We start from the raw sequence: 19,967 nt of genomic DNA on the forward strand, positions 1-19,967 counted from the left end.
TCAGGTGACCTCACCCCGTGGGCGGCCGCACCAGTCCCTTGCCATAGGCGTAACGCACCGCCTGCGCCCGGTCCTTGAGGCCCGTCTTGGCGAACAGGTTGTTGATGTGGGTCTTCACGGTCGCGGTCGAGACATGCAGCCTGCGGGCGATCTCCTGGTTGCTGAGACCTTCGGCGATCAGCACCAGGACCTCGGTCTCGCGCACGGTCAGCCCGTCCGGCGCGACGGGCGCGAGGGCGACCGGCGGAGGCTCGGCCTGCGACAGCCGCTCCAGCAGTCGGCGCTGCACGCTCGGCGACAGTCCCGCCTCCCCCGACAGCACGCTCTCCACGGCCCGTACGATCTCCTCGCCGCCCGCGTCCTTGGTCAGATACCCGCGGGCGCCGGCCCGCAGCGCGGGGAACAGCGACTCGTCGTCGGCGTACGTGGTGAGCACCACCACCTGGGTCGCGGGGTACTGCTCGCGGATCCGCCGGGTGGCCTCCACGCCGTCGCAGCGGGGCATCCTGAGGTCCATCAGGACGACGTCCGGGGCGAGTTCCCCGACCAGCCGCACCGCTTCCTCGCCGTCTCCCGCGGCACCGATGACCTCGACGCCCGGCAGCAGCCCCAGCAGCATCACGATGCCCTCCCGGACGATGGTCTGGTCGTCGGCGACCACCACCCGCGCCGGCTTCTTCTCCCCCTCCGGCTCGGTCATACGGGCACCTTCAGCGTCACCACGAACCCCTCCTCCTCCGGCCCCGCGTCCAGCGAGCCGCCCAGCAGCTCGGCGCGCTCGCGCATCCCGAGCAGACCGTACCCACCTCCGGAGGCCGTGAGGTCGCCGGCACATCCGCCCGTGTCCCGCACGCGCAGCGTCACTTGGTGGTCGCTGTAGTCGAGGCGCAGGGCCACCCTGGCGCCCTGGGCATGCTTGCGGACGTTCGTCAGCGCCTCCTGGGCGACCCGGCGAACAGCCTGGGAGGCCTCGGCCGGCAGGGTTCTGGGCTCACCCGTGACGGTGACCGCCGCGCCCTCCGCCCCGCTGACGAGTTCGTTGAGGAAGTCCTCCAGTGGTGTCAGCTCGCCCCGCAGCGCGGACAGCGCCTGTCTGGTCTCGGCTAGGCCGTCGCGGGCCATGCCGCGGGCGGCCACCACCCGCTCCAGAATTCGCTCGCGGTCGGCGCCCCGCTCGATCAGCAGCCGGGCCGCCTCCAGGTGGACGAGCTGCGCGGACAGGCTGTGGGCCAGCACGTCGTGGATCTCGCGGGCGATTCTGGCCCGCTCGGCGAGTGCCGCGGACTCGGCCTCGGCGACTCTCGCGGCCCGCTCCTGGTCCAGCAGCCGCTGTGCGTTGCCGCGGGCCTCCGCGTCCAGCCGCAGGACATAGCCGGCGAGGGCCATGCCCGCCACGGAGGCGGCGGTGGTCAGCCAGACGTCGTTGTTGAAGGCGGAGTACGCGGCGAGGCCCGCCGAGGTCACCGGGGTCGCGGCCGCGAGCGGCAGCCGCTCCAGGGCGGTGATTCCGCAGCCGCACCACAGGACGAGGGCCAGTGCCTTGAACCCCGTGGCCTCGGCGGCGACCGCGATGCCCATGAGCGCCGCCAGCAGGACCAGCGAGGGCAGCAGTCGGTGCTGAAAGGTGGTGCGGAAGAAGGCCCAGCCGAGGACCCCGGCGGCGACGACGCCCGCGAGCCCGGCGGCCGCGGTCCGGACGCCGACATGCTTCTGGTTGTACGCGCCCCACAACAGCAGGGCGATCACCAGAGCCCTGACGGCCCAGGCGAGCAGGCGGCGGGCGCGGGTGGTCCGGGCGCGGCCGAGTGCTTCCTTCGAAGGCCACCGCGTCCAGGCGTTCTCGGTCACACGCGCTCCTTTCCCGCGGGCCTGCCGTCACCGTACGCCGCGACGGGGCGGCTCACGGTGCCGAGGGGCTGGGTGGTCAGGGGGGTGCGAGCACCGAGGGTGCTCGCTCGCCAGGTCAGGATCCCGGCGCGGACCAGCAGGGAGGCCGCGAAGCCGAACAGCAGGGCGGAGCTGTGCTGGTGCAGGCCGAGCGCGGCGCCGATGGCGAAGACGCCGACGCGCAGGACGATGCCGGTGATCCAGACGGCGACGCTCGCCTTGGTTCCCTTGCTCCACACGACGCCGTCCGGCTCCGTCCAGACGCGGGTGGTCCAGGCCCAGCCCGCGCCCATGGCCAGGCCGATGAGGAGTTCCACGGCGAGCAGCGCGGCGGATTCGGCGCGGTGCTGGGCGTCGAGGATGCCGGGCTCGCGCAGCGCTATGACCCCGAGGATCAGCGGCGGCAGCCACCAGCGCCGGTCCGTGCTGATCGGGCGTGCGCGGAACTGCCGTACCAGCACGAACGCGACGACGGCCACGATCACCAGCGCGTTGGCGAGCCCCACCATCGGATCCTCCGTGAACGAGAAGTCGAGTGCCGGGAGCGAGCGCTGCCCGACGCTTCGAAGTTACGGAAATTCCCAGGTCGGGAGATCGGAGCCGGGGTGGATCACAGGTGGAGATCTTCGATGACGCGCCTCCACCCAGGGGTGGAGACCGACTCGGGGTGGCCCCTCACGGGGAGGGCGGGCAGCGCGGCTGTTCAGCCAGATCCGGCCGAACAACCGCGCCGGCTCGGCACGGCGTCACGCGTCGATGCGGGAGCGGTCCAACGTCGCAGCCGAGCTGGAGATGAACTCCTTGCGAGGGGCCACGTCGTTGCCCATCAGAAGGTCGAAGACCTGTTCGGCGGCTTCGAGGTCGGAGAGGTTGATGCGGCGCAGGGTGCGGTGGCGGGGGTCCATGGTGGTCTCGGCCAGCTGGTCGGCGTCCATCTCACCGAGGCCCTTGTAACGCTGGATGGAGTCCTTGTAGCGGATGCCCTTGGTCTGGAACTCCATGAGCTTGTCGCGCAGCTCGCGGTCGGAGTACGTGTAGACGTACTTGTCCTGTCCCTTCTTGGGCTGGACGACCTCGATGCGATGCAGCGGCGGCACCGCGGCGAAGACCCGCCCGGCCTCGACCATGGGCCGCATGTAGCGCTGGAACAGCGTGAGCAGCAGGCAGCGGATGTGGGAGCCGTCCACATCGGCGTCGGTCATCATGATGATCTTGCCGTAGCGGGCCTGGTCGATGTCGAAGGTGCGACCCGAGCCCGCTCCTATGACCTGGATGATCGCGCCGCACTCGGCGTTCTTGAGCATGTCGGTCACCGACGAGCGCTGCACGTTGAGGATCTTGCCGCGGATCGGCAGAAGCGCCTGGAACTCGGAGTTCCGGGCCAGCTTGGCCGTGCCGAGCGCGGAGTCGCCCTCGACGATGAACAGCTCGCTGCGGTCGACGTCGTCGCTGCGGCAGTCGGCGAGCTTGGCCGGCAGGGACGAGGACTCCAGGGCCGTCTTGCGCCGCTGGGCGTCCTTGTGCTGGCGGGCCGCGACACGCGTCCTCGCCGCGGCGACGACCTTCTCCATGACGACCCGGGCCTGGGCCGCGGCGTCCCGCTTGGTGGCCGTCAGGAACGCCTTCAGCTCCCTGGTGACCACCTGGTTCACGATGCGCCGGGCCGCCGAGGTGCCGAGAACCTCCTTGGTCTGGCCCTCGAACTGCGGCTCGGCCAGGCGCACGGTGACGACGGCGGTCAGGCCCTCCAGGGCGTCGTCCTTGACGATGTTGTCCTCGGCCACGCGCAGCATCTTCTTGGCGCGCAGCACGTCGTTCATCGTCTGGGTGAGGGCCTGCTCGAAGCCGGAGACGTGGGTGCCGCCCTTGGGGGTGGCGATGATGTTGACGAAGGACCGCAGGGTCGTGTCGTAGCCCGTGCCCCAGCGCAGGGCGACGTCGACACCCAGTTCGCGGGCGACCTCGGTCGGGGTCATCTGGCCGTGCTCGTCCAGGACCGGAACGGTCTCCTTGAAGGTGCCCTTGCCGGAGAAGCGGAGCACGTCGCACACCGGCTTGTCGCTCGCCAGGTACTCGCAGAACTCGCTGATGCCGCCGTCGAAGCGGAACGACTCCTCACCCTTGCTGCCGCCCTCGCCGAGGCCGTACTCGTCGCGGACGACGATGGTCAGGCCGGGCACCAGGAAGGCGGTCTGCCGGGCGCGCTGGTGCAGCGTGTCCAGGGAGAGTTTGGCGTCCTTGAGGAAGATCTGGCGGTCCGCCCAGTAACGCACGCGCGTGCCGGTGCGGGTCTTGGGGATCTTCTTGCCCTTGCGCAGACCGCTCTTGGCCTCGAACTTCGCGTCCGCGCCGGCGCCCGTGAAGGCGCCCGGCACACCACGCCGGAAGCTGATGGCGTGGGTGGAGCCGCTGCGGTCCACCTCGACGTCGAGGCGGGCGGAGAGGGCGTTGACCACGGAGGCGCCGACGCCGTGCAGACCGCCGGAGGCGGCGTACGAGCCACCGCCGAACTTGCCGCCCGCGTGGAGCTTGGTCATGACGACCTCCACGCCGGACAGACCGGTCTTGGGCTCCACGTCCACGGGGATGCCGCGGCCGTTGTCGCGCACCTCCACGGACGCGTCGTCGTGGAGGATCACCTCGATGTGGTCGCAGTAGCCACCGAGGGCCTCGTCCACCGAGTTGTCGATGATCTCCCACAGGCAGTGCATCAGACCGCGGCTGTCGGTCGAGCCGATGTACATGCCCGGACGTTTGCGCACGGCCTCAAGGCCCTCAAGGACGAGAAGGTGCCGCGCGGTGTAGTTGGAACCGTCCCGGTCTGCTCCTGCCAGCAGCGCTGTGGACGGCACGGACGTGTCGGCGGTCACGCGGTTCGCTCCTCGCTGAATTTCAGGTTGCCCCCTTCTGGGTAAGGGGGTGGCTTCGGTTGCCCGTCAGAGGGTACCGAGGCCTGGTAGAGCCGGTGTAACGCCACCCTCGTCGGGAACTCAGACTAGTCCAGACTCGCATACACGTTCGATCCCTCGATGGGGTGAAGTACATATCACGTTCCCTTCGGGGCATGAACCATTTAGGCTCCGGGCACGTCCTCATGAACAACCGGCAACCCGGCCGGGAGGACCGAGATACTAGACAGCGCGAACCCGTAAGCACCCAGACACGCACTACGGCACATTCGCCGCCAACCGGCAGCAGACAGCCGCCCCGGAAAGATTTTTTCGAGGAAAAGCCACGAGCGGGAACGTTTTCGGGCTGGTTGGATGTTGAGCCTGGTACGACAGCTCGTCGAGCTAGAGAAGAGGCGACGTGACTACTGTTCTGACCCCCGCGAGCCCGCTGACGGCCGCTGATCGCTGCGACCGCTGCGGCGCCCAGGCATACCTGCGCGTCGTCCTGCTCAGCGGCGGAGAGCTGCTCTTCTGCGCCCACCACGGTCGCAAGTTCGAGCCGGAACTCAAGAAGATCGCCGCTGAGATACAGGACGAGACGGAGCGGCTGACCTCCGCCCCGAGCACATCGTCCGACGAAGAGCGCTGAATCTCGCACGTACGACGAGCAGCCCCGGCACAGGCCGGCGAACGGGCGGTCGCTCCTCCCCGGAGCGGCCGCCCGTGCTTCGTACCCTCGTTACCCGCGCGCAAGGCCCTCAGAAGCTCGCGTGGGCCTCTCCCGGGCCTTCGCGGGCGCTTTCCCGTCACCGCCGTCGCCGCCCGTTCCCAGGGCGCGTACGACCTCGGAGACGCGGGTGTAGACACCGGGGCTCCCCGCCCGCCCGCAGCCGCTGCCCCAGGACACGAGCCCGATCAGCCGGCCGCCGGCCACCAGCGGGCCCCCACTGTCCCCCTGGCACGCGTCCGGGCCTCCGTCGGCCTCTCCCGCGCAGAGCATGCTGCCGGCCTGGTACACGCCCTCAGGGCCGCCCGGATAGGCCCGGGCACAGCGGTCGTCGGCGAGCACATGCACGTCGGTGGCGTGGAGCCGGTGTGCGTAGGCGCCGCCGCCGGTCAGGTCGCCCCAGCCGGAGACCCGGGCCTTGGTGCCCGGTGTGTAGGACGAGTCGCCCGGTCCCGCCATCCCGATGACCGCGTTCCGCGGCAGCGGCTCGGCGAGCGTGACGACGGCGAAGTCGCCGGAGTTCGTCTCGCTGTCGAAGCCCGGGTTGACCCGGACGTCCCGTACGGCGATCTCCTGGCCCTCGTCGGACAGCAGATCCGTACGGCCCGCGATGACCTTGAGGTCGCGCACGCGGCTCGGCGATGTCCCGAGGACGTCGTCCGTCATGCAGTGGGCGGCCGTGAGCACCGTGGTGCGGGCGATCGCCACGCCGCCGCAGAACTGGCCGGCCCGGGTACCTCCGAACCGGTCACGGCTGGACAGCGCCACCGTCCACGGGGCCTGCGAGACGTCGATGGGGAATCCCCCCACGACCACGCTTCGGGCCGCCGCGGGGGATGCCAGGGACGCGCTCACCAGGGGTATGACGGTCATGGTGGCCGCCAGGACAAGCGGCCTGATCAGTGCGCGGGCAAGGGAACGGCGCATGTCGACTCCTCACTCAGGGTGGGAACTGGAAAACCCAGAGTGATCCACATGGTCGCCGCTCGCAGCCCGAAGGCCCGGCTCCCACGAACGGGGGGCCGGGCCTTCGGCGCCGTACGGCCGATCTCGTCGGCCGGACCGCGGACTAGTCGAGGTAGTCGCGCAGCACCTGGGAGCGCGACGGGTGGCGCAGCTTCGACATGGTCTTGGACTCGATCTGACGGATGCGCTCGCGCGTCACGCCGTAGACCTTGCCGATCTCGTCCAGGGTCTTCGGCTGGCCGTCGGTGAGGCCGAAGCGCATGGAGACGACGCCGGCCTCGCGCTCGGAGAGGGTGTCGAGGACAGAGTGCAACTGCTCCTGGAGGAGCGTGAAGCTGACGGCGTCCGCGGGGACGACGGCCTCGGAGTCCTCGATGAGGTCACCGAACTCGCTGTCGCCGTCCTCACCCAGGGGGGTGTGCAGCGAGATGGGCTCGCGGCCGTACTTCTGGACCTCGATGACCTTCTCCGGGGTCATGTCGAGTTCCTTGGCCAGCTCCTCCGGGGTGGGCTCGCGGCCCAGGTCCTGGAGCATCTGGCGCTGCACGCGGGCGAGCTTGTTGATGACCTCGACCATGTGCACCGGGATACGGATGGTGCGGGCCTGGTCGGCCATGGCGCGGGTGATCGCCTGACGGATCCACCAGGTGGCGTACGTGGAGAACTTGTAGCCCTTGGTGTAGTCGAACTTCTCGACGGCGCGGATCAGGCCGAGGTTGCCCTCCTGGATGAGGTCCAGGAAGAGCATGCCGCGGCCGGTGTAGCGCTTGGCCAGGGAGACCACCAGACGGAGGTTGGCCTCCAGCAGGTGGTTCTTGGCGCGACGGCCGTCCTCCGCGATGATCTCCAGCTCGCGCTTGAGCTTCGGGGCGAGCTTGTCGGAGTTCGCGAGCTTGTCCTCGGCGAACAGGCCGGCCTCGATGCGCTTGGCGAGCTCGACCTCCTGCTCGGCGTTGAGCAGGGGGACCTTGCCGATCTGCTTCAGGTAGTCCTTGACCGGGTCGGCGGTGGCGCCGGCCGCGGCGACCTGCTGGGCGGGCGCGTCGTCCTCGTCCTCGTCGGACAGGACGAAGCCCGCGTTCTCGGTGCCCTCGGGCTCGTCGCCGACCTTGGTGTCCTCAAGGACCTCGTCCTCGAGAAGCTCGGCGTCGTCCTTCTTGCCCGAGGTCTTCTTGGCTGCCGTCTTCTTGGCCGTGGTCTTCTTGGCGACCGCCTTCTTGGCGGTCGTCTTCTTGGCCGCGGCCTTCTTGGCGGGCGAGGCCTCCTCGGCGGGATCGGCCGGGGCGGCGGACGCCACGGGGGCGGCCGTGCTGGCGGTGGCCTTCCTGGTGGTCACCGTCTTCGCCGCGACCGTCTTGGTGGCGGTGCGCTTGGCCGGGCTCTTCGCTGCGACGCTCTTTCGGGTGCGCTTGGGCTCTGCTGCACTGACCATCAGCGTCACACCCTCTTCCTCAAGAATCTGGTTGAGGCTGCGCAGTACGTTCTTCCACTGAGTGGCCGGGATCTGGTCAGCTTCGAAGGCCCGACGCACATCGTCGCCGGCGATCTGCCCCTCAGCCTTTCCCCGCTCAATGAGCGCCATGACAGAGACGGACTCGGCGATCTCCGGCGGGAGCGTACGGGATGTGCTGGCCGACACGAACAACCTCTCGGAACGTTGGAAAACGGCTTCCGGCACCGTCCACTACGGACAGGAGCCGACCACCGGCCTGGGGATGGGCCGACGGCGCGGGCGCGGGCCGGGGAGATGCACAGCGCCATGCATGGCGTCCGTATTCCCTCCGCGGCTGTCACCTCTTAGGTCATCGCGCTGCTCCCATGAGTGTTACGCCCATTCTGCGTGGCCCGAGTCACACCCCGTAAGCGAACAAAGACGGTCAGATCCAGGCAAAGGAGATCGCCCGCCGGACCGCCGGACCCCGCCGGACTCCTGAGGATCCGGCGGGGTCCGGCGATGGCGGGCGCAACGGCCGGCACCCCGGCCCGGCGCGCCATGGGAACCGCGGGAACGCCGCACACCGGTGACCGCACCGCCCGCGGAGCGGGTCAGTGCTCGCGCGGGGCGGGAACCACCCGCTCCACCTCGGGATGGACGGTGAGCAGTTGGCGCATGGCTGCCTCCGCCGCGCCGCCGTCGCCGGTGCCGAGGGCGTCGACGATCCGCGCGTGCTGGGCGAGGGACCCCTCGTTCGGCCGGTCGCAGACCGTGACCGGGCCGCCGGAGACCTGGAGGGCGGCGCTGACGATGCCGGAGAGGTGCTCCAGCATCCGGTTGCCCGCGATCTGGATGAGCAGCGCGTGGAACTCGGTGTCGGCGCGCGAGTAGGTGAGCGCGTCGCCCTGTGCCATGGCGTGGCTCATGATCTCGACCATGTCGGACAGGCGCTGCTGCACCTCCTCGCGGCCGTGCCCCGCGGCGAGACGGGCGGCGAGCGGCTCCATGGTCCAGCGCAGCTCGCTGAGCTCCCGACGCTGGTCGTCGCGCTGGGGGCCGAAGGCCCGCCACTCGATGATGTCCGGGTCGAGGAGGTTCCAGTCGCTGACCGGACGCACGCGCGTGCCGACGTTCGGCCGGGCGCTGACCAGGCCCTTGGCCTCCAGGACACGGAGGGACTCGCGGACGACGGTGCGGGAGACCTCGAAGCGCTGGCCGATCTCCTCGGGCACCAGCGGACGGTCCGCGCCCAGGTCGCCGGAGACGATCATCTGACCCAGCTGCTGGACGAGTTGGCCGTGCAGCCCGCGTCCGCGGTTGCCCGCGGACCGTCGGCCGACCCGGCCCAGCTCGGATTCTCCTCCGTCCCAGGCGGGCGCTCCGACGCGGTCGCCCACCGGGGCGTCGGTGTAGGGGTAGCGGTCGAGTTCGCCCGGACCGACCAGACCGGAGTCGGTGGAACGGGCGGCGGTCATCATGGTGTGCGCAAGGGTACTCACGGATCCTTTGTCGGCGTCGTCTCCAACTCCCTTGAGGTCTTTGGTGAAAAGCACACGAAAGGGTGATCGCTCACCCCGTCGCAATTGACGCCTTATCGGAAAGAAACGAGCTGCCCCCGGGGAGTTGTGGGCACAAGCGGCATCAGAACCGTAAGAACCGTGGTCATCAGGCCCTGGTGCGCAGGGTCGTGAACAGATACGCGCACAGCAACGCCGTGAGCGACAACACCATTGCGCCGCCCACGGGTTGGGCGATCATGCGCACCACCGCGAGCAGGTAGCGGTCCCCTCCGAACGGCCACTGCAGCAGGAACGCCTCCCGCATCCGCACCGGGAGATCGGCCGCCGTCCGCACGGCCGGGCCCCGGAGCGCCGTGTGCACGAGGGGCACGACGGCCACGGGTACGGCGAGGACGGCGGCGAGCCCTCCCGAGGTGGACCGGAAGACCCCGGCCGCGAGCACGCCGGCCCAGGCGCACCCGAGGACGAGTCCGAACCAACTCGCGGTCAGCGAAAGCCAGTCCTCGGGAACCTGTGTCACCTCCCGGCCGTAGACGAGGTAGAGCGCTTCCGCGTCGCAGCCCGCGGTGAGGAAGGCGAGCAGCACCGCGGCGACTCCGGAGACGAGGAGTTTCGCGGCCAGCAGCCCCAGTCTGCGGGGCACGGTGCCGCGGTCGGCCGCGAGGGCGGGGTGGCGGAACTCGTCCCCGAAAGCCAGCGACCCGAGCAGCCCCGCGGCGAGCGCGGCGGGCGGCAGCGGCAGCTGACGCGGCCACGCCGCGAACAGCCGCGCCTGCGGGGTGTGGCCGACCCCGGCGAGCACCACGGCGGTCAGCACGGACAGCACGAGCGCCGCGCCGCAGATCAGGAACCCGGTGCCAACACCCGCGGCCCGCCGGATCTCGTAGCGCAGGGGGCGGAGGGGGGTGGGTGCGGGACGGACGGAGACGGGGGGCGGGAGCGGGGCGCGCGTGCCGAGGACGCGGGCGCTGTCGTTGCCGCCGTTGACCCGGTTCTCGCGGTCTGCCGTCCCTGACGGACGGATGGCCGGTCTTCCGGCACCGGGCAGTCGGGTCCGGAGGGCGGAGATGCGTGCGGTGGCGATACGGGTGGGGACGGCGCGGTCGGAACCGGTGCGGGTGGCGGCTGTTCCCGGCCTTCCGGAGTGACGGGGAGTGGTCCCGGCGCCGACGGCCACGCCGGCTTCGGCTCGCGGCGACACCTCCTTGGGCCCGGTCGGCGGGGTCGGGTCGTCCGTGGCTCCCGAGGGGTGGGACGCAGGCGGCTTCCGCACGGAAGGGGCCGGAGTGGTGTGTTCCGTGCGGGTCGTGGTGGGTGAGGCCGGCGCGGAGAAGCCGAACACGGTCTTCCCGTGCTCCGTTGACGTATGGCCTGCCGCCGGTCCCGGTGCGGACGGCACGCGCTCGGGCAGCACGCCGTCCGCACCGGAACCGGGCCCCATGTCGCCTAGTTCTGGCGCGAGTTGGTGGACGAGGATGCCGTGACGGAAGGCCGTCTCGCCGATGACCGCGGTCGTGGTGCCGTACACGGACAGATGGTTGCCGCCCTCGCGTACGACCTCGACGGAACGGCGGCCGGTGCGGGCCTCCTTGGCGAGCATGGCCGCGAGGCGCCCGGCGTGTGGGCTGCGCACGGCCACGCGCGGACGCAGCCGGGTGCGGGCGAACTCCCCGGCCTCCTGGTCGGCGACGAGCCTGCCGGCGTCGAGGGTGACCACCCGGTCGGCGACGCGCGCGGCCTCCCTCGGGTCCCCCGTGGTCGTCAGCACGGTGCCGCCCTGGTCGGCGTGGGCGCGCAGCATGCCGTGCAGCCACTGGGCCTCGCCCAGCGAGAGACCGGCGGCGGGGTCGTCCAGGACCAGCGTGTGCGGGTCGGGCAGCAGGGCGCACGCCAGGCCGAGCCTGCGGTCCATGCCGCGCGAGAGCGTGCCGAGCCGTTCCTCGCGGAAGCTGACGAGGCCGACTGCTTCGAGAACTTCGTCGGCACGGCTCACCGGGACGCCCGACGCCGCGCACAGCATGCGGAGATGACCGCGCACCGAGCGGGCCGGATGCCCCGGCACGTCGCCGAGGAGCACGCCGACCTCACGCGCCGGGTGGGCGATCCGGTACAGGGGCCGCCCTCTGAAGTAGGTGATGCCACGCCCCGGCCGCAGGGCGAGCATCAGCCTCAGCGCCGTGGTCTTGCCCGCGCCGGCGGCTCCGAGAAGCACGGTGATCTGTCCGGCGCGCGCTTCGAAGGAGACGTCGTCGACGGCGGGCGGCCGCGCCTTGCGGGAGGTGCTGGTCAGTCCGAAGGCTTGGATCACCTGCAGCAAGATAGCGTGCGATGTCCTGTTTTTTGGTGTATGGGGGAGTTTGATGATGAATGCCACGCCTCCGCACCGGTGTCTGTCCACCGTTCGACGCAACAGGAGCCCGGTTCCCCGGCCGGGCTCCGCCTCGGTCAGACCTCGGGACGCAGCATCGGCGGATTGAGCAGCGTGGCACCACCGGCCCTGAAGAGCTGGGCCGGGCGGCCACCCTGACGCGTGGTCGTGCCTCCTGTCGGAACGAGGAACCCGGGGGTCCCGGTGACCTTGCGGTGGAAGTTGCGCGGGTCGAGAGCCACCCCCCATACCGCCTCGTACACCCGGCGCAGTTCTCCGACGGTGAACTCGGGCGGGCAGAACGCGGTGGCCAGCGACGAGTACTCGATCTTGGACCGGGCGCGCTCCACGCCGTCGGCGAGGATCTGGGCGTGGTCGAAGGCGAGCGGTGCCACGGGCTCGCCCTCGCGGCCGTAGCCGCCCTGTTCGAGCAGTTCCTCGACCGGGGCCCAGCGCGCGTTGCTGGCGTCGCCGCCCGCGCGGGGTGCGGGCAGGTCGGGGGCGAGCGCGAGGTGCGCGACGCTGACCACACGCATCCGCGGGTCCCGTCCGGGGTCTCCGTAGGTGGCCAGTTGCTCCAGGTGCGCTCCGTTGTCCTGCGCGGGGGCCGAGGGTGCGTGCGCGCGCAGCCCGGTCTCCTCGGCCAGCTCGCGCGCCGCCGCCTGGTTCAGGTCCTCGTCGGCCCGTACGAAGCCGCCCGGCAGCGCCCACCGGCCCTGGAAAGGCGACTCGCCCCGGCGTACCGCCAACGCGCACAGCGAATGACGGCGAACGGTCAGCACGACCAGGTCCACGGTGACGGCGAAAGGCGGAAAGGCTGACGGGTCGTAGGGCATGCCGCGATCATAGTCGTCTGCCTGACGATAAACACGCCCTTCGCCGGTCGCAGCGGTGGGGCTTCCGCTTCGTCGCGTTATGGGTGGCGGGGCCGGCTGCCGTCCGCTTCAGGTCGTGGTCTCCTCCGTTCCCATGGTGTGTGTACGGGTGCCGGCCGGGTGCCGGGTGCCCGGGCGCGGGGGCCGGCCGGCGCTCGGTCCGGGGCCCGCAGGCCGGCGCCGCTGTCCCGGCACACGGGCGGCGCGGGGACCGTCACCGGCCGTGGCGATGGCGGACCGGAGCCTGCGGCGCCGGCGGATGCGCGCGGCCGGATCCGGTTCGTCTGCCGGTGCCGGGTCCGCTTGGTCCGTCTCCGCCTTGTCCGTGTCCGCCGTGGGTGTCAGGGGCTCCGCGTCCGGCGCCTTCCCGGCCCGGTCCGCCCGCAGGCAGCGGCGGACCGACTCCACGTCGATCCCCTCGTTGCAGGCCTGGTGCAGGAGGCGGGCGAAGAGGTAGTCGGGGTCGGCGCCCATCGCCATGGCCAGGGCCTCGCGGGCTTCGAGTTCGTCGCCCGCGGACCAGGCGACCCAGCCGGCCATGGTCAGCGGAGGGGCGGCGTGTTCCCCGTAGGAGCCGACGCAGCGGCGGGCCAGGGCGCGCCAGAGCCGGAGCGCCGGGGCCGCCTCGTCGCCCTCCATCCAGGCGGCGGCACGGTCACGGGTGGTGCGGTCCTGGAGGCCGAGGATCAACCGCGCCGCCTCGTCGTGTCCGATCAGGCCGTCGTCGCGCAGGTCGGCCGGAAGCATGCCGGCGACCGGGGTCGCCGCGGCGAGGCGCCGGATCACGCGCTCGGCGAGGTCGAGGGTCTCCTCGGCCACCTCCGCACGGCCCGCCTCGTCGAGGATGCGGGGCACCAGCGCCAGCCCGGCCGCGTCGAGGGCGGCCTCCTGTTCCCGCGCCGCCGCGCCCTCCCAGGGCTGGAGCCGGGCGCGCAACTCCTTGAGCGTGCCCCGGACTTGAATGCCGGCGTAGGTGGCAGCGGCGGCGACGACGGAGGTGCCGGGCAGGCCCATCGGCGTACCGTCCGCGGGACAGCAGTCCTCGGCGGGGCAGCAGTACGACCAGTAGCGGCCGCCGGAGATGCACAGGGCCTCGATGACCGGTACGTCGAGGTCGCCGCACTGGATGCGCAGCAGATGGGCAAGGCGGGCGAGCCGGCGTTTGACGTCCCGGCCGCTTTCTCCCGGGGCCGGTTCCTGGCAGACGTAGGCCACCATCTGCTCGGGTTTGGCGCCCCGCCGCTCGCTGCCGCTCACCAGGCCCCGGGCCAGCTGCCGCGCGGCCTCCTCCCAGTCCTCCTCCTGTGCGGGGATGCCGAGCCGGGCCCGGCCGCCGAACCTGCCCTTGCCGCCGCTGTCGTGCAGGGCGACCAGGACCATGCTGTCCTCCGGGCGGTAGCCCAGCAGGTAGGGCAGGGCGTCGGCCAGTTCGGCCGCGGTGCGCAGGGTGACCTGTGCGGTGGTTTCGCTGTGATTCGTCATGCGCCGACGATCTCGCGGATCCCGCGAGCCCGCTTGAGCCTGTGGATAAGTCGAATCAGGGACACGACAAGGCGCCGGCGGTTTTCCACAGATCCGCTTCGGCCCGCCCGTTCGCCGGTCCCGTCCGGTTGCATGGAACGCATGAAGCACGAGCACACGAGCAAGCCGGATCTCCGGGCACGGGCGGGCGCCGTCCTCGCCCGTGGCCAGGCCAGCGGCCCTTCGAGGCAAAGTCTCAGGCTACGGACGAGTCGGCCTTTACGCCGGGAGCGGGCAGGGCCGGATCGCCGGTCAGCCCGCCGCCGCGAGCACCAGCGGCAGTACCTGGGTGACCCCTGCCTGCCTGAGCAGGCGGGCGGCAACCGCGAGGGTCCAGCCGGAGTCGGTGTAGTCGTCCACGAGCAGGACGGGTCCTGGGGTCCGGGCCAGGGCGCCGGCCAGGTCCTCAGGGAGGGTGAAGGCATGGGCCAGGGCCCGGAGCCGTTGAGCGGAGTTGCTGCGTCGTGCCGCGTGCGCGCCGCTCGCCCCGGTGTACGCCAGGCTGCCCAGGTATGGAAGCCGCCCGATGTCCGCGACCCCCTGGGCGAGGGACGCGACCAGCAGAGGCCGGGCCAGGGACGGCACGGCGACGACCCCCACCGGCCGGGCAGAGGCGTCCGGACCGTCCGCCATCCAGCCGCCCGGAGAGCGCGCCCAGTCGGCGAGGACCGTGACCACGGCCTTGAGCACGTCCTCGGGGACGGGCCCGTCGGACGCCTGCTCGGACAGCAGCGGGCGCAGCCGATTGCCCCAGCCGATGTCGGAGAGCCGTCCCAGGGCCCGGCCGGGGGAACACTGCTGCTGGGCCGGGATGCGCCCCTTGAGGTCGACGCCCAGTGCGGGCATGCCGGTCGGCCACATCCGGCGCGGCTCGATCTCCACCCCCGGGCGGTCCAGTTCCTTCGTCGCCCCGGCCAGGGTCTCCGCCGAGACGGCAGGGTCGGCCCAAGCGCCCGCACAGTTGTCGCAGCGGCCGCACGGCACTGCCTCCTCGTCGTCCAGTTGGCGACGCAGGAACTCCATGCGGCAGCCGGTGGTGGCGACGTAGGAGCGCATGGCCTCCCGCTCGGCCGCCCGCTGCTCAGCCACGCGGGCGTACCGCTCCGCGTCGTACACCCAGCCGGCACCCGTGGCCGTCCATCCACCCTTCACCCGCCGCACGGCACCGTCCACGTCCAGCACCTTCAGCATCGTCTCCAGCCGACTGCGCCGCAGATCCACCGAGCCTTCCAGGGCCGGCACGGACAGCGGCCGTCCCGCCTCGGCGAGGGCCGCGAGGGTCTGGCGCACCTGTTCCTCCGGCGGGAAGGCGGTCTCGGCGAAGTAGCGCCAGATGGCCTCGTCCTCCTTGCCCGGCAGCAGCAGCACCTCGGCGTGCTCCACGCCGCGGCCGGCGCGACCGACCTGCTGGTAGTAGGCGATCGGCGAGGACGGCGAGCCGAGGTGGACCACGAAGCCCAGGTCCGGCTTGTCGAAGCCCATTCCCAGCGCGGAGGTGGCCACCAGTGCCTTGACCCGGTTGTGCAGCAGGTCGTCCTCCGCCTGCTGACGGTCGGCGTTCTCCGTCCGTCCCGTGTACGAGGCCACGTCGAGGCCGCGCTGGCGCAGGAACGCGGTGGCCTCCTCGGCCGCTGCCACGGTGAGCGTGTAGATGATCCCGGAGCCCGGCAGCTCGTCCAGATGCTGAGCCAGCCACGCCATCCGGTGCGCGGCATCCGGCAGCCGCACCACACCCAGCCGCAGGCTCTCTCTGTCCAGCGGGCCCCGCAGCACCAGTGCCTCGCCACCACCGGTACCCAGTTGGTCGGCCACATCCGCCGTGACCCGGGCGTTGGCGGTCGCCGTGGTGGCCAGCACCGGCACACCCGGGGCAAGCTCGGCCAACATGGCCCGCAACCTGCGGTAGTCGGGGCGGAAGTCGTGGCCCCAGTCGGAGATGCAATGCGCCTCGTCCACCACCAGCAGGCCCGTCGTGGCCGCGAGCTTGGGCAACATCTGCTCGCGGAAATCAACGGAATTGAGGCGTTCAGGACTTACCAGGAGAACATCGACGTCACCACGCTCGACCTCGTCGTGGATCGTCTCCCACTCCTCCGGATTGGCCGAGTTGATGGTCCGGGCATGGATGCCGGCCCGCCCCGCCGCCTCGACCTGGTTGCGCATCAGCGCCAGCAGCGGCGAGACGATCACCGTGGGACCGGCGCCACGTCGGCGCAGCAGAGCGGTGGCCACGAAATACACCGCCGACTTGCCCCACCCCGTGCGCTGCACCACCAGCGCGCGACGGCGCTCCACCACCAGGGCCGCCACCGCCTGCCACTGGTCCTCCCGCAGCCGCGCCGACCCCGTCGGATCACCCACCAGCTCGGCGAGGATGGCGTCGGCTTCGGCACGCAGCTCCAGATCGTCCATGGCCCCATGCAACCCGATGGCAAGGACAATCGGCCACTTCGCCCCGCGTGACGGTCGGCACGCCCGCCGCTCCACCAGCAGCCGAGGAGCGGGGCGGCGCGTCCAGGACCCGCAGGCGCTCGGATTCCCGTTGCGTGATGCGCCGAACCGGTGAAAAGTAGGTCTTGTAGGGACTTTTGCAGCGGACTTGTCCGCAACGGGCAAAGCAATGTGCCGCACATCCCGTCTGGATTCGCGATGGCCAGAACCACCCGGCGACACGTCCTGCACATCACCAGCGCCTCCGCCTTGGCGGCAGCGCTCGCGTTGCCCGCGGCTTCCGCGACCGCCCTGCCGGCGCCTCCGGTCCGTAGCGAGGTCAGGGCGAACCCGCTCCTTCTCTCAACGCCTCCTTCACCGGCGCCTCCGTCACCCGCGCCTCCGTCGCCGACGCCTCCTCCCCCATCGACGCCGAACACCCCGTCCGCGCCGACGTCGCCTCCGCCCTCCCCACCGCACGGGACCACGAGTCCGGCCGAGACGCCGCAACCGGGCAAGACGTCGGGGACCGGTGAGTCGCCCAGTCCCAGCGAAGGCGATACAGCTGCGTCCCACGCCGCGACGCAGCAGAAGGCAGCCATCGACGAAGTGACGGGGGCCCTGAGCCAGAAGCAGGGGGAAGTACCGCGGGAGCTGGTCCCGAGCGTGGAGCAACTGATCACCTCCCTGAAGACGGTGGAGGACCCGGGGACCCCGCCGCAGGAACGGGACAGCGTCATCAGGACCGCGAAGGCCCTGACCTCCACACTGGAAGTGATCGGCGATCCAGGGACACCTCCCGCACTGCGGGGGCAGTTGACCGGCCTCGTGAAGCAGGTGACCGCCGCGCTGGCCGCGGTGAACCACCCGGGGACGTCGCCCGACCAGCGACGCACGGTCGCCTTGGTCGCGGAGAGGTCGGCATACACCCTGGACATGATCGGCAACCACGGGACGCCTCAGGGGCTGCGGGGACAGCTGATCGACATCGTGAACGACGTGACCACTGCCGCAACCCACGAAACTCATGCGGGTGCCTTGAATCTCGCGGCGGCGATAACCGTCTCGCTGGACATCATCAGAGACCCGAAGACGCCTGACAAAGAACGGAAGGACCTCGCGGAGACCACACACGAGGCCGCTTCGTCTCTGAAACATCCGGATGGCTCGAACGAGCAGACCGACCGGATGAAGAAGAAGCAGGAGGAAGCCGCCTCGGCTCAGGGCCTGCCGGACGTGCCGCTCCCGAAAGCGGCCGAAGTCTGCACCAACGCCGTCTTCGATTCCGTCCCGGACGACACCCTGAACCGTGATCTCAAGAGCGTGGTACCGCCGAAGTGGAAAACCGAGGGAGTCAACGACTTCTGGAAGTCCAACGAATCAGGGAACGACTCCCTCGACGTAATCGTCCAGTTGCTGAACGAGCAATCCGCCGACGCTCCGCTGAAAATCAAACAGCTCATCCCCAAGCTGGCCGATGCCGTACCGGCAGGTGAACTCTTCGGGACCCTCGGCACTTCAGGGCTTCACTGCCTCCGGGCGGCCCTGCAACTAGATCAGGATTCCGGGGTCACATCAGGTTCCTGGAACAAGATGGCTAAGACGAAGGAATAGATCCCAGCAACTCGGCCAGGGACACCTCCGAAGAGGCGTAGACCGTGGAAACGCCGAATCTGTCGACCTCCCTCGTTTCTTCGGCGGGACCACCGGCAGCCTCTCCGCTCTTGAAGTCATAAGAAGAAGATATAGAGTACTCGGGACTTCTTGTCGGCGACCACTCCGCTGTCACATAACGTGGTTTGCGCGTCACATTGACCAGGTTGTTGTTGTGACGCACCCTGCCGTGATACGTGAGCGTTTCGCCGCACAGTGACGGATGGCAGGAGTACGGGCTCCCCTTGATCCATGACGGGTGCGGCTTCCCGAATTCCCGCACGTCGATCCGCCCTCGGTCCTTCCTCATGTACGTGATCTGCAGGTCGACGTGCAGAAGGTCGTACCGAACGTTCCTGGGGATCTCGAACACGTGCACCCGAGCGTCCTCCTGCCCACTGCCGAGCACTTCACCGGCCTCATAGAACCGCCCGCTGCTTATGGCCGTGTATTCGAGTTGATCGACGTGAAGCTCCGCCTCCTCCCTCGTCTCACCCGTCTCGAAGCTCTTCTTCCATTGTTCCGTGACCAGGGTGCCCCGTTCGGAATACTTGGCGGTTCTGCCGTAGACCGTGAAGTCATTGATGACGATGTAGACCGAGACCTCTCCGGTATTCTTGACCGAGAGTTTGAGCGGGACCTGGACGAAGGGGCGTTCGCGGTCTGCCCGGGCCGTCCCGAATTCCGCCTTCAACTGGAATCGCATCGGGGCGACTGCCGGTTGGTACATAGTCGAGTACGTCAGGCTGAGAGCAGTCAGGAGGGCGGACACGAACACGCCGGCCGCGAACTTCCTGGGTTGCGGAAGTCCCTTCCATGATTTCTCCCGCACCAGCAGGAGGAGGGCCCACAGCGACCAGCACAGGAGAGGCATGAAGGCCAGCATGTACGGCGTGTATTCGCGCTCTTCGAACCACATCAGGAAGAGAAGGCTGTCGGTGCCCAGCGATATGAGGACACCGAGCAGGACGATCGCGCCGGAGATTCTGGCCTGCCGTTTTCCCCAGTAGTCGATCACCGAGACCGCTGCCGCCGCCTGTACCAGACCGGACAGGACGAACAGGGCCCCGGTTATTCGTTGCGTGAAGGTCAGGGCTCCGGAGGCGTCCGGCCATCCGATCATCACGTTGAGGACCGCGGACGCGACCAGCCCCAGCATCATGAGGACGCTGGTCACGCGTCTTCTCCAGGCCCGGGCGGGCCAGGTACCGCTGCCCCCGCCGCGCCAGCACACGGATGCCGGGTCCTCCACATCCACGTCCGGGTAACCGAGGCGGTCCAGCGTCTTCCGCAGCTCACGCAGCGACCAGGCACTGCCTACGGTCTCCCCGCCGATGGTGACCCGGCGAAGACCACGGCCGTCCGGTGCCTCGACGACGACCCATGGACGGATGCTCATGCAGCCAGCCTCGGGCCGGAGCCGGAACCGCGCACGCGGGTTTGCGCCGGTTGGCCCCGTGCGCGGCGGCCCTGCCCTCCAGACGCGGGTGACCAGCTGGTCGCCCACCGCGGCAGTCGGAGCGTCGCCTCCGTTTCGCCGGCGCCGGAGCGCGTCCACGACTCGGAGACCGGGCCGCCGCCGATGCCACGACTCAAGGCCCCCGACGGCACGTTGACGGTGCCGCTCGTCCCCGTGACACGGGGCCACCCTCGGTGACGTGGGCGCCCCGCGCCCCGCCGGAAAGCGCAGGAGG

At 70.4% G+C, this 19,967-nt stretch carries 14 protein-coding genes; 2 read left to right on the top strand and 12 right to left on the bottom strand.

Features of this window, described 5'->3' with window-relative positions; genetic code table 11:
- Positions 1 to 10: 10 nt before the first annotated feature.
- The 4 genes from AB0927_RS19130 to AB0927_RS19145 all read right to left on the bottom strand — a co-directional run bounded on the left by AB0927_RS19130 (position 11) and on the right by AB0927_RS19145 (position 4,757).
- Complete coding sequence (locus AB0927_RS19130) at positions 11 to 700, bottom strand: response regulator transcription factor (RefSeq protein WP_366668795.1); 690 nt, start codon at positions 698 to 700, stop codon at positions 11 to 13.
- The gene (locus AB0927_RS19135) at positions 697 to 1,848 is read right to left on the bottom strand and encodes a histidine kinase (RefSeq protein WP_366668796.1); all 1,152 of its coding nucleotides are present in this window, start codon (positions 1,846 to 1,848) and stop codon (positions 697 to 699) included. The genes AB0927_RS19130 and AB0927_RS19135 overlap by 4 nt, the downstream gene beginning before the upstream one ends.
- Entirely contained in the window at positions 1,845 to 2,396 is a 552-nt protein-coding gene (locus AB0927_RS19140; RefSeq protein ID WP_366668797.1) for a DUF1453 domain-containing protein, read from the bottom strand. Before AB0927_RS19140 ends, AB0927_RS19135 begins: the two co-directional genes overlap by 4 nt.
- 237 nt (positions 2,397 to 2,633) lie before the next feature.
- Complete coding sequence (locus tag AB0927_RS19145) at positions 2,634 to 4,757, bottom strand: DNA topoisomerase IV subunit B (RefSeq protein ID WP_366668798.1); 2,124 nt, start codon at positions 4,755 to 4,757, stop codon at positions 2,634 to 2,636.
- Between the two features lie 439 nt (positions 4,758 to 5,196).
- Between AB0927_RS19145 and AB0927_RS19150 the strand changes: the two genes are divergently transcribed.
- Positions 5,197 to 5,427, top strand: coding sequence for a hypothetical protein (locus AB0927_RS19150; protein ID WP_366668799.1), 231 nt, complete (start codon positions 5,197 to 5,199; stop codon positions 5,425 to 5,427).
- 90 nt (positions 5,428 to 5,517) lie between these two features.
- On the opposite strand, the gene AB0927_RS19155 is transcribed toward AB0927_RS19150, so the two are convergent.
- The 7 genes from AB0927_RS19155 to AB0927_RS19185 form a co-directional block, all read right to left on the bottom strand.
- Positions 5,518 to 6,432 carry a serine protease gene (locus AB0927_RS19155; RefSeq protein WP_366668800.1) on the bottom strand — a complete coding sequence of 305 codons (915 nt, stop codon included), beginning with the start codon at positions 6,430 to 6,432 and terminating at the stop codon, positions 5,518 to 5,520.
- Positions 6,433 to 6,574: 142 nt separating this feature from the next.
- Positions 6,575 to 8,110, bottom strand: coding sequence for an RNA polymerase sigma factor (locus AB0927_RS19160; protein WP_366668801.1), 1,536 nt, complete (start codon positions 8,108 to 8,110; stop codon positions 6,575 to 6,577).
- A gap of 407 nt (positions 8,111 to 8,517) precedes the next feature.
- Positions 8,518 to 9,405, bottom strand: coding sequence for a FadR/GntR family transcriptional regulator (locus tag AB0927_RS19165; RefSeq protein ID WP_366668802.1), 888 nt, complete (start codon positions 9,403 to 9,405; stop codon positions 8,518 to 8,520).
- Between the two features lie 166 nt (positions 9,406 to 9,571).
- Entirely contained in the window at positions 9,572 to 11,734 is a 2,163-nt protein-coding gene (locus AB0927_RS19170) for an ATP-binding cassette domain-containing protein (RefSeq protein WP_366668803.1), read from the bottom strand.
- A 137-nt stretch (positions 11,735 to 11,871) separates the two neighbouring features.
- Positions 11,872 to 12,630, bottom strand: a complete 759-nt coding sequence (locus AB0927_RS19175; protein ID WP_366668804.1) for an NUDIX hydrolase — start codon at positions 12,628 to 12,630, stop codon at positions 11,872 to 11,874.
- A 108-nt stretch (positions 12,631 to 12,738) separates the two neighbouring features.
- Positions 12,739 to 14,151 carry a DUF4192 domain-containing protein gene (locus AB0927_RS19180; protein ID WP_366668805.1) on the bottom strand — a complete coding sequence of 471 codons (1,413 nt, stop codon included), beginning with the start codon at positions 14,149 to 14,151 and terminating at the stop codon, positions 12,739 to 12,741.
- Positions 14,152 to 14,442: 291 nt separating this feature from the next.
- Positions 14,443 to 16,602 (bottom strand): RecQ family ATP-dependent DNA helicase, encoded by a 2,160-nt coding sequence (locus AB0927_RS19185; protein WP_366668806.1) that lies wholly within the window; start codon positions 16,600 to 16,602, stop codon positions 14,443 to 14,445.
- Between the two features lie 684 nt (positions 16,603 to 17,286).
- Between AB0927_RS19185 and AB0927_RS19190 the strand changes: the two genes are divergently transcribed.
- Positions 17,287 to 18,234 carry a hypothetical protein gene (locus AB0927_RS19190; protein ID WP_366668807.1) on the top strand — a complete coding sequence of 316 codons (948 nt, stop codon included), beginning with the start codon at positions 17,287 to 17,289 and terminating at the stop codon, positions 18,232 to 18,234.
- Here the strand turns inward: AB0927_RS19190 and AB0927_RS19195 are convergent.
- Positions 18,218 to 19,672 (bottom strand): hypothetical protein, encoded by a 1,455-nt coding sequence (locus tag AB0927_RS19195; RefSeq protein WP_366668808.1) that lies wholly within the window; start codon positions 19,670 to 19,672, stop codon positions 18,218 to 18,220. The two genes, AB0927_RS19190 and AB0927_RS19195, sit on opposite strands and share 17 nt — an antisense overlap.
- Positions 19,673 to 19,967: the final 295 nt, after the last annotated feature.

This window comes from Streptomyces sp. NPDC048106 (genome assembly GCF_040706415.1).
Classification (GTDB): Bacteria; Actinomycetota; Actinomycetes; order Streptomycetales; family Streptomycetaceae; genus Streptomyces.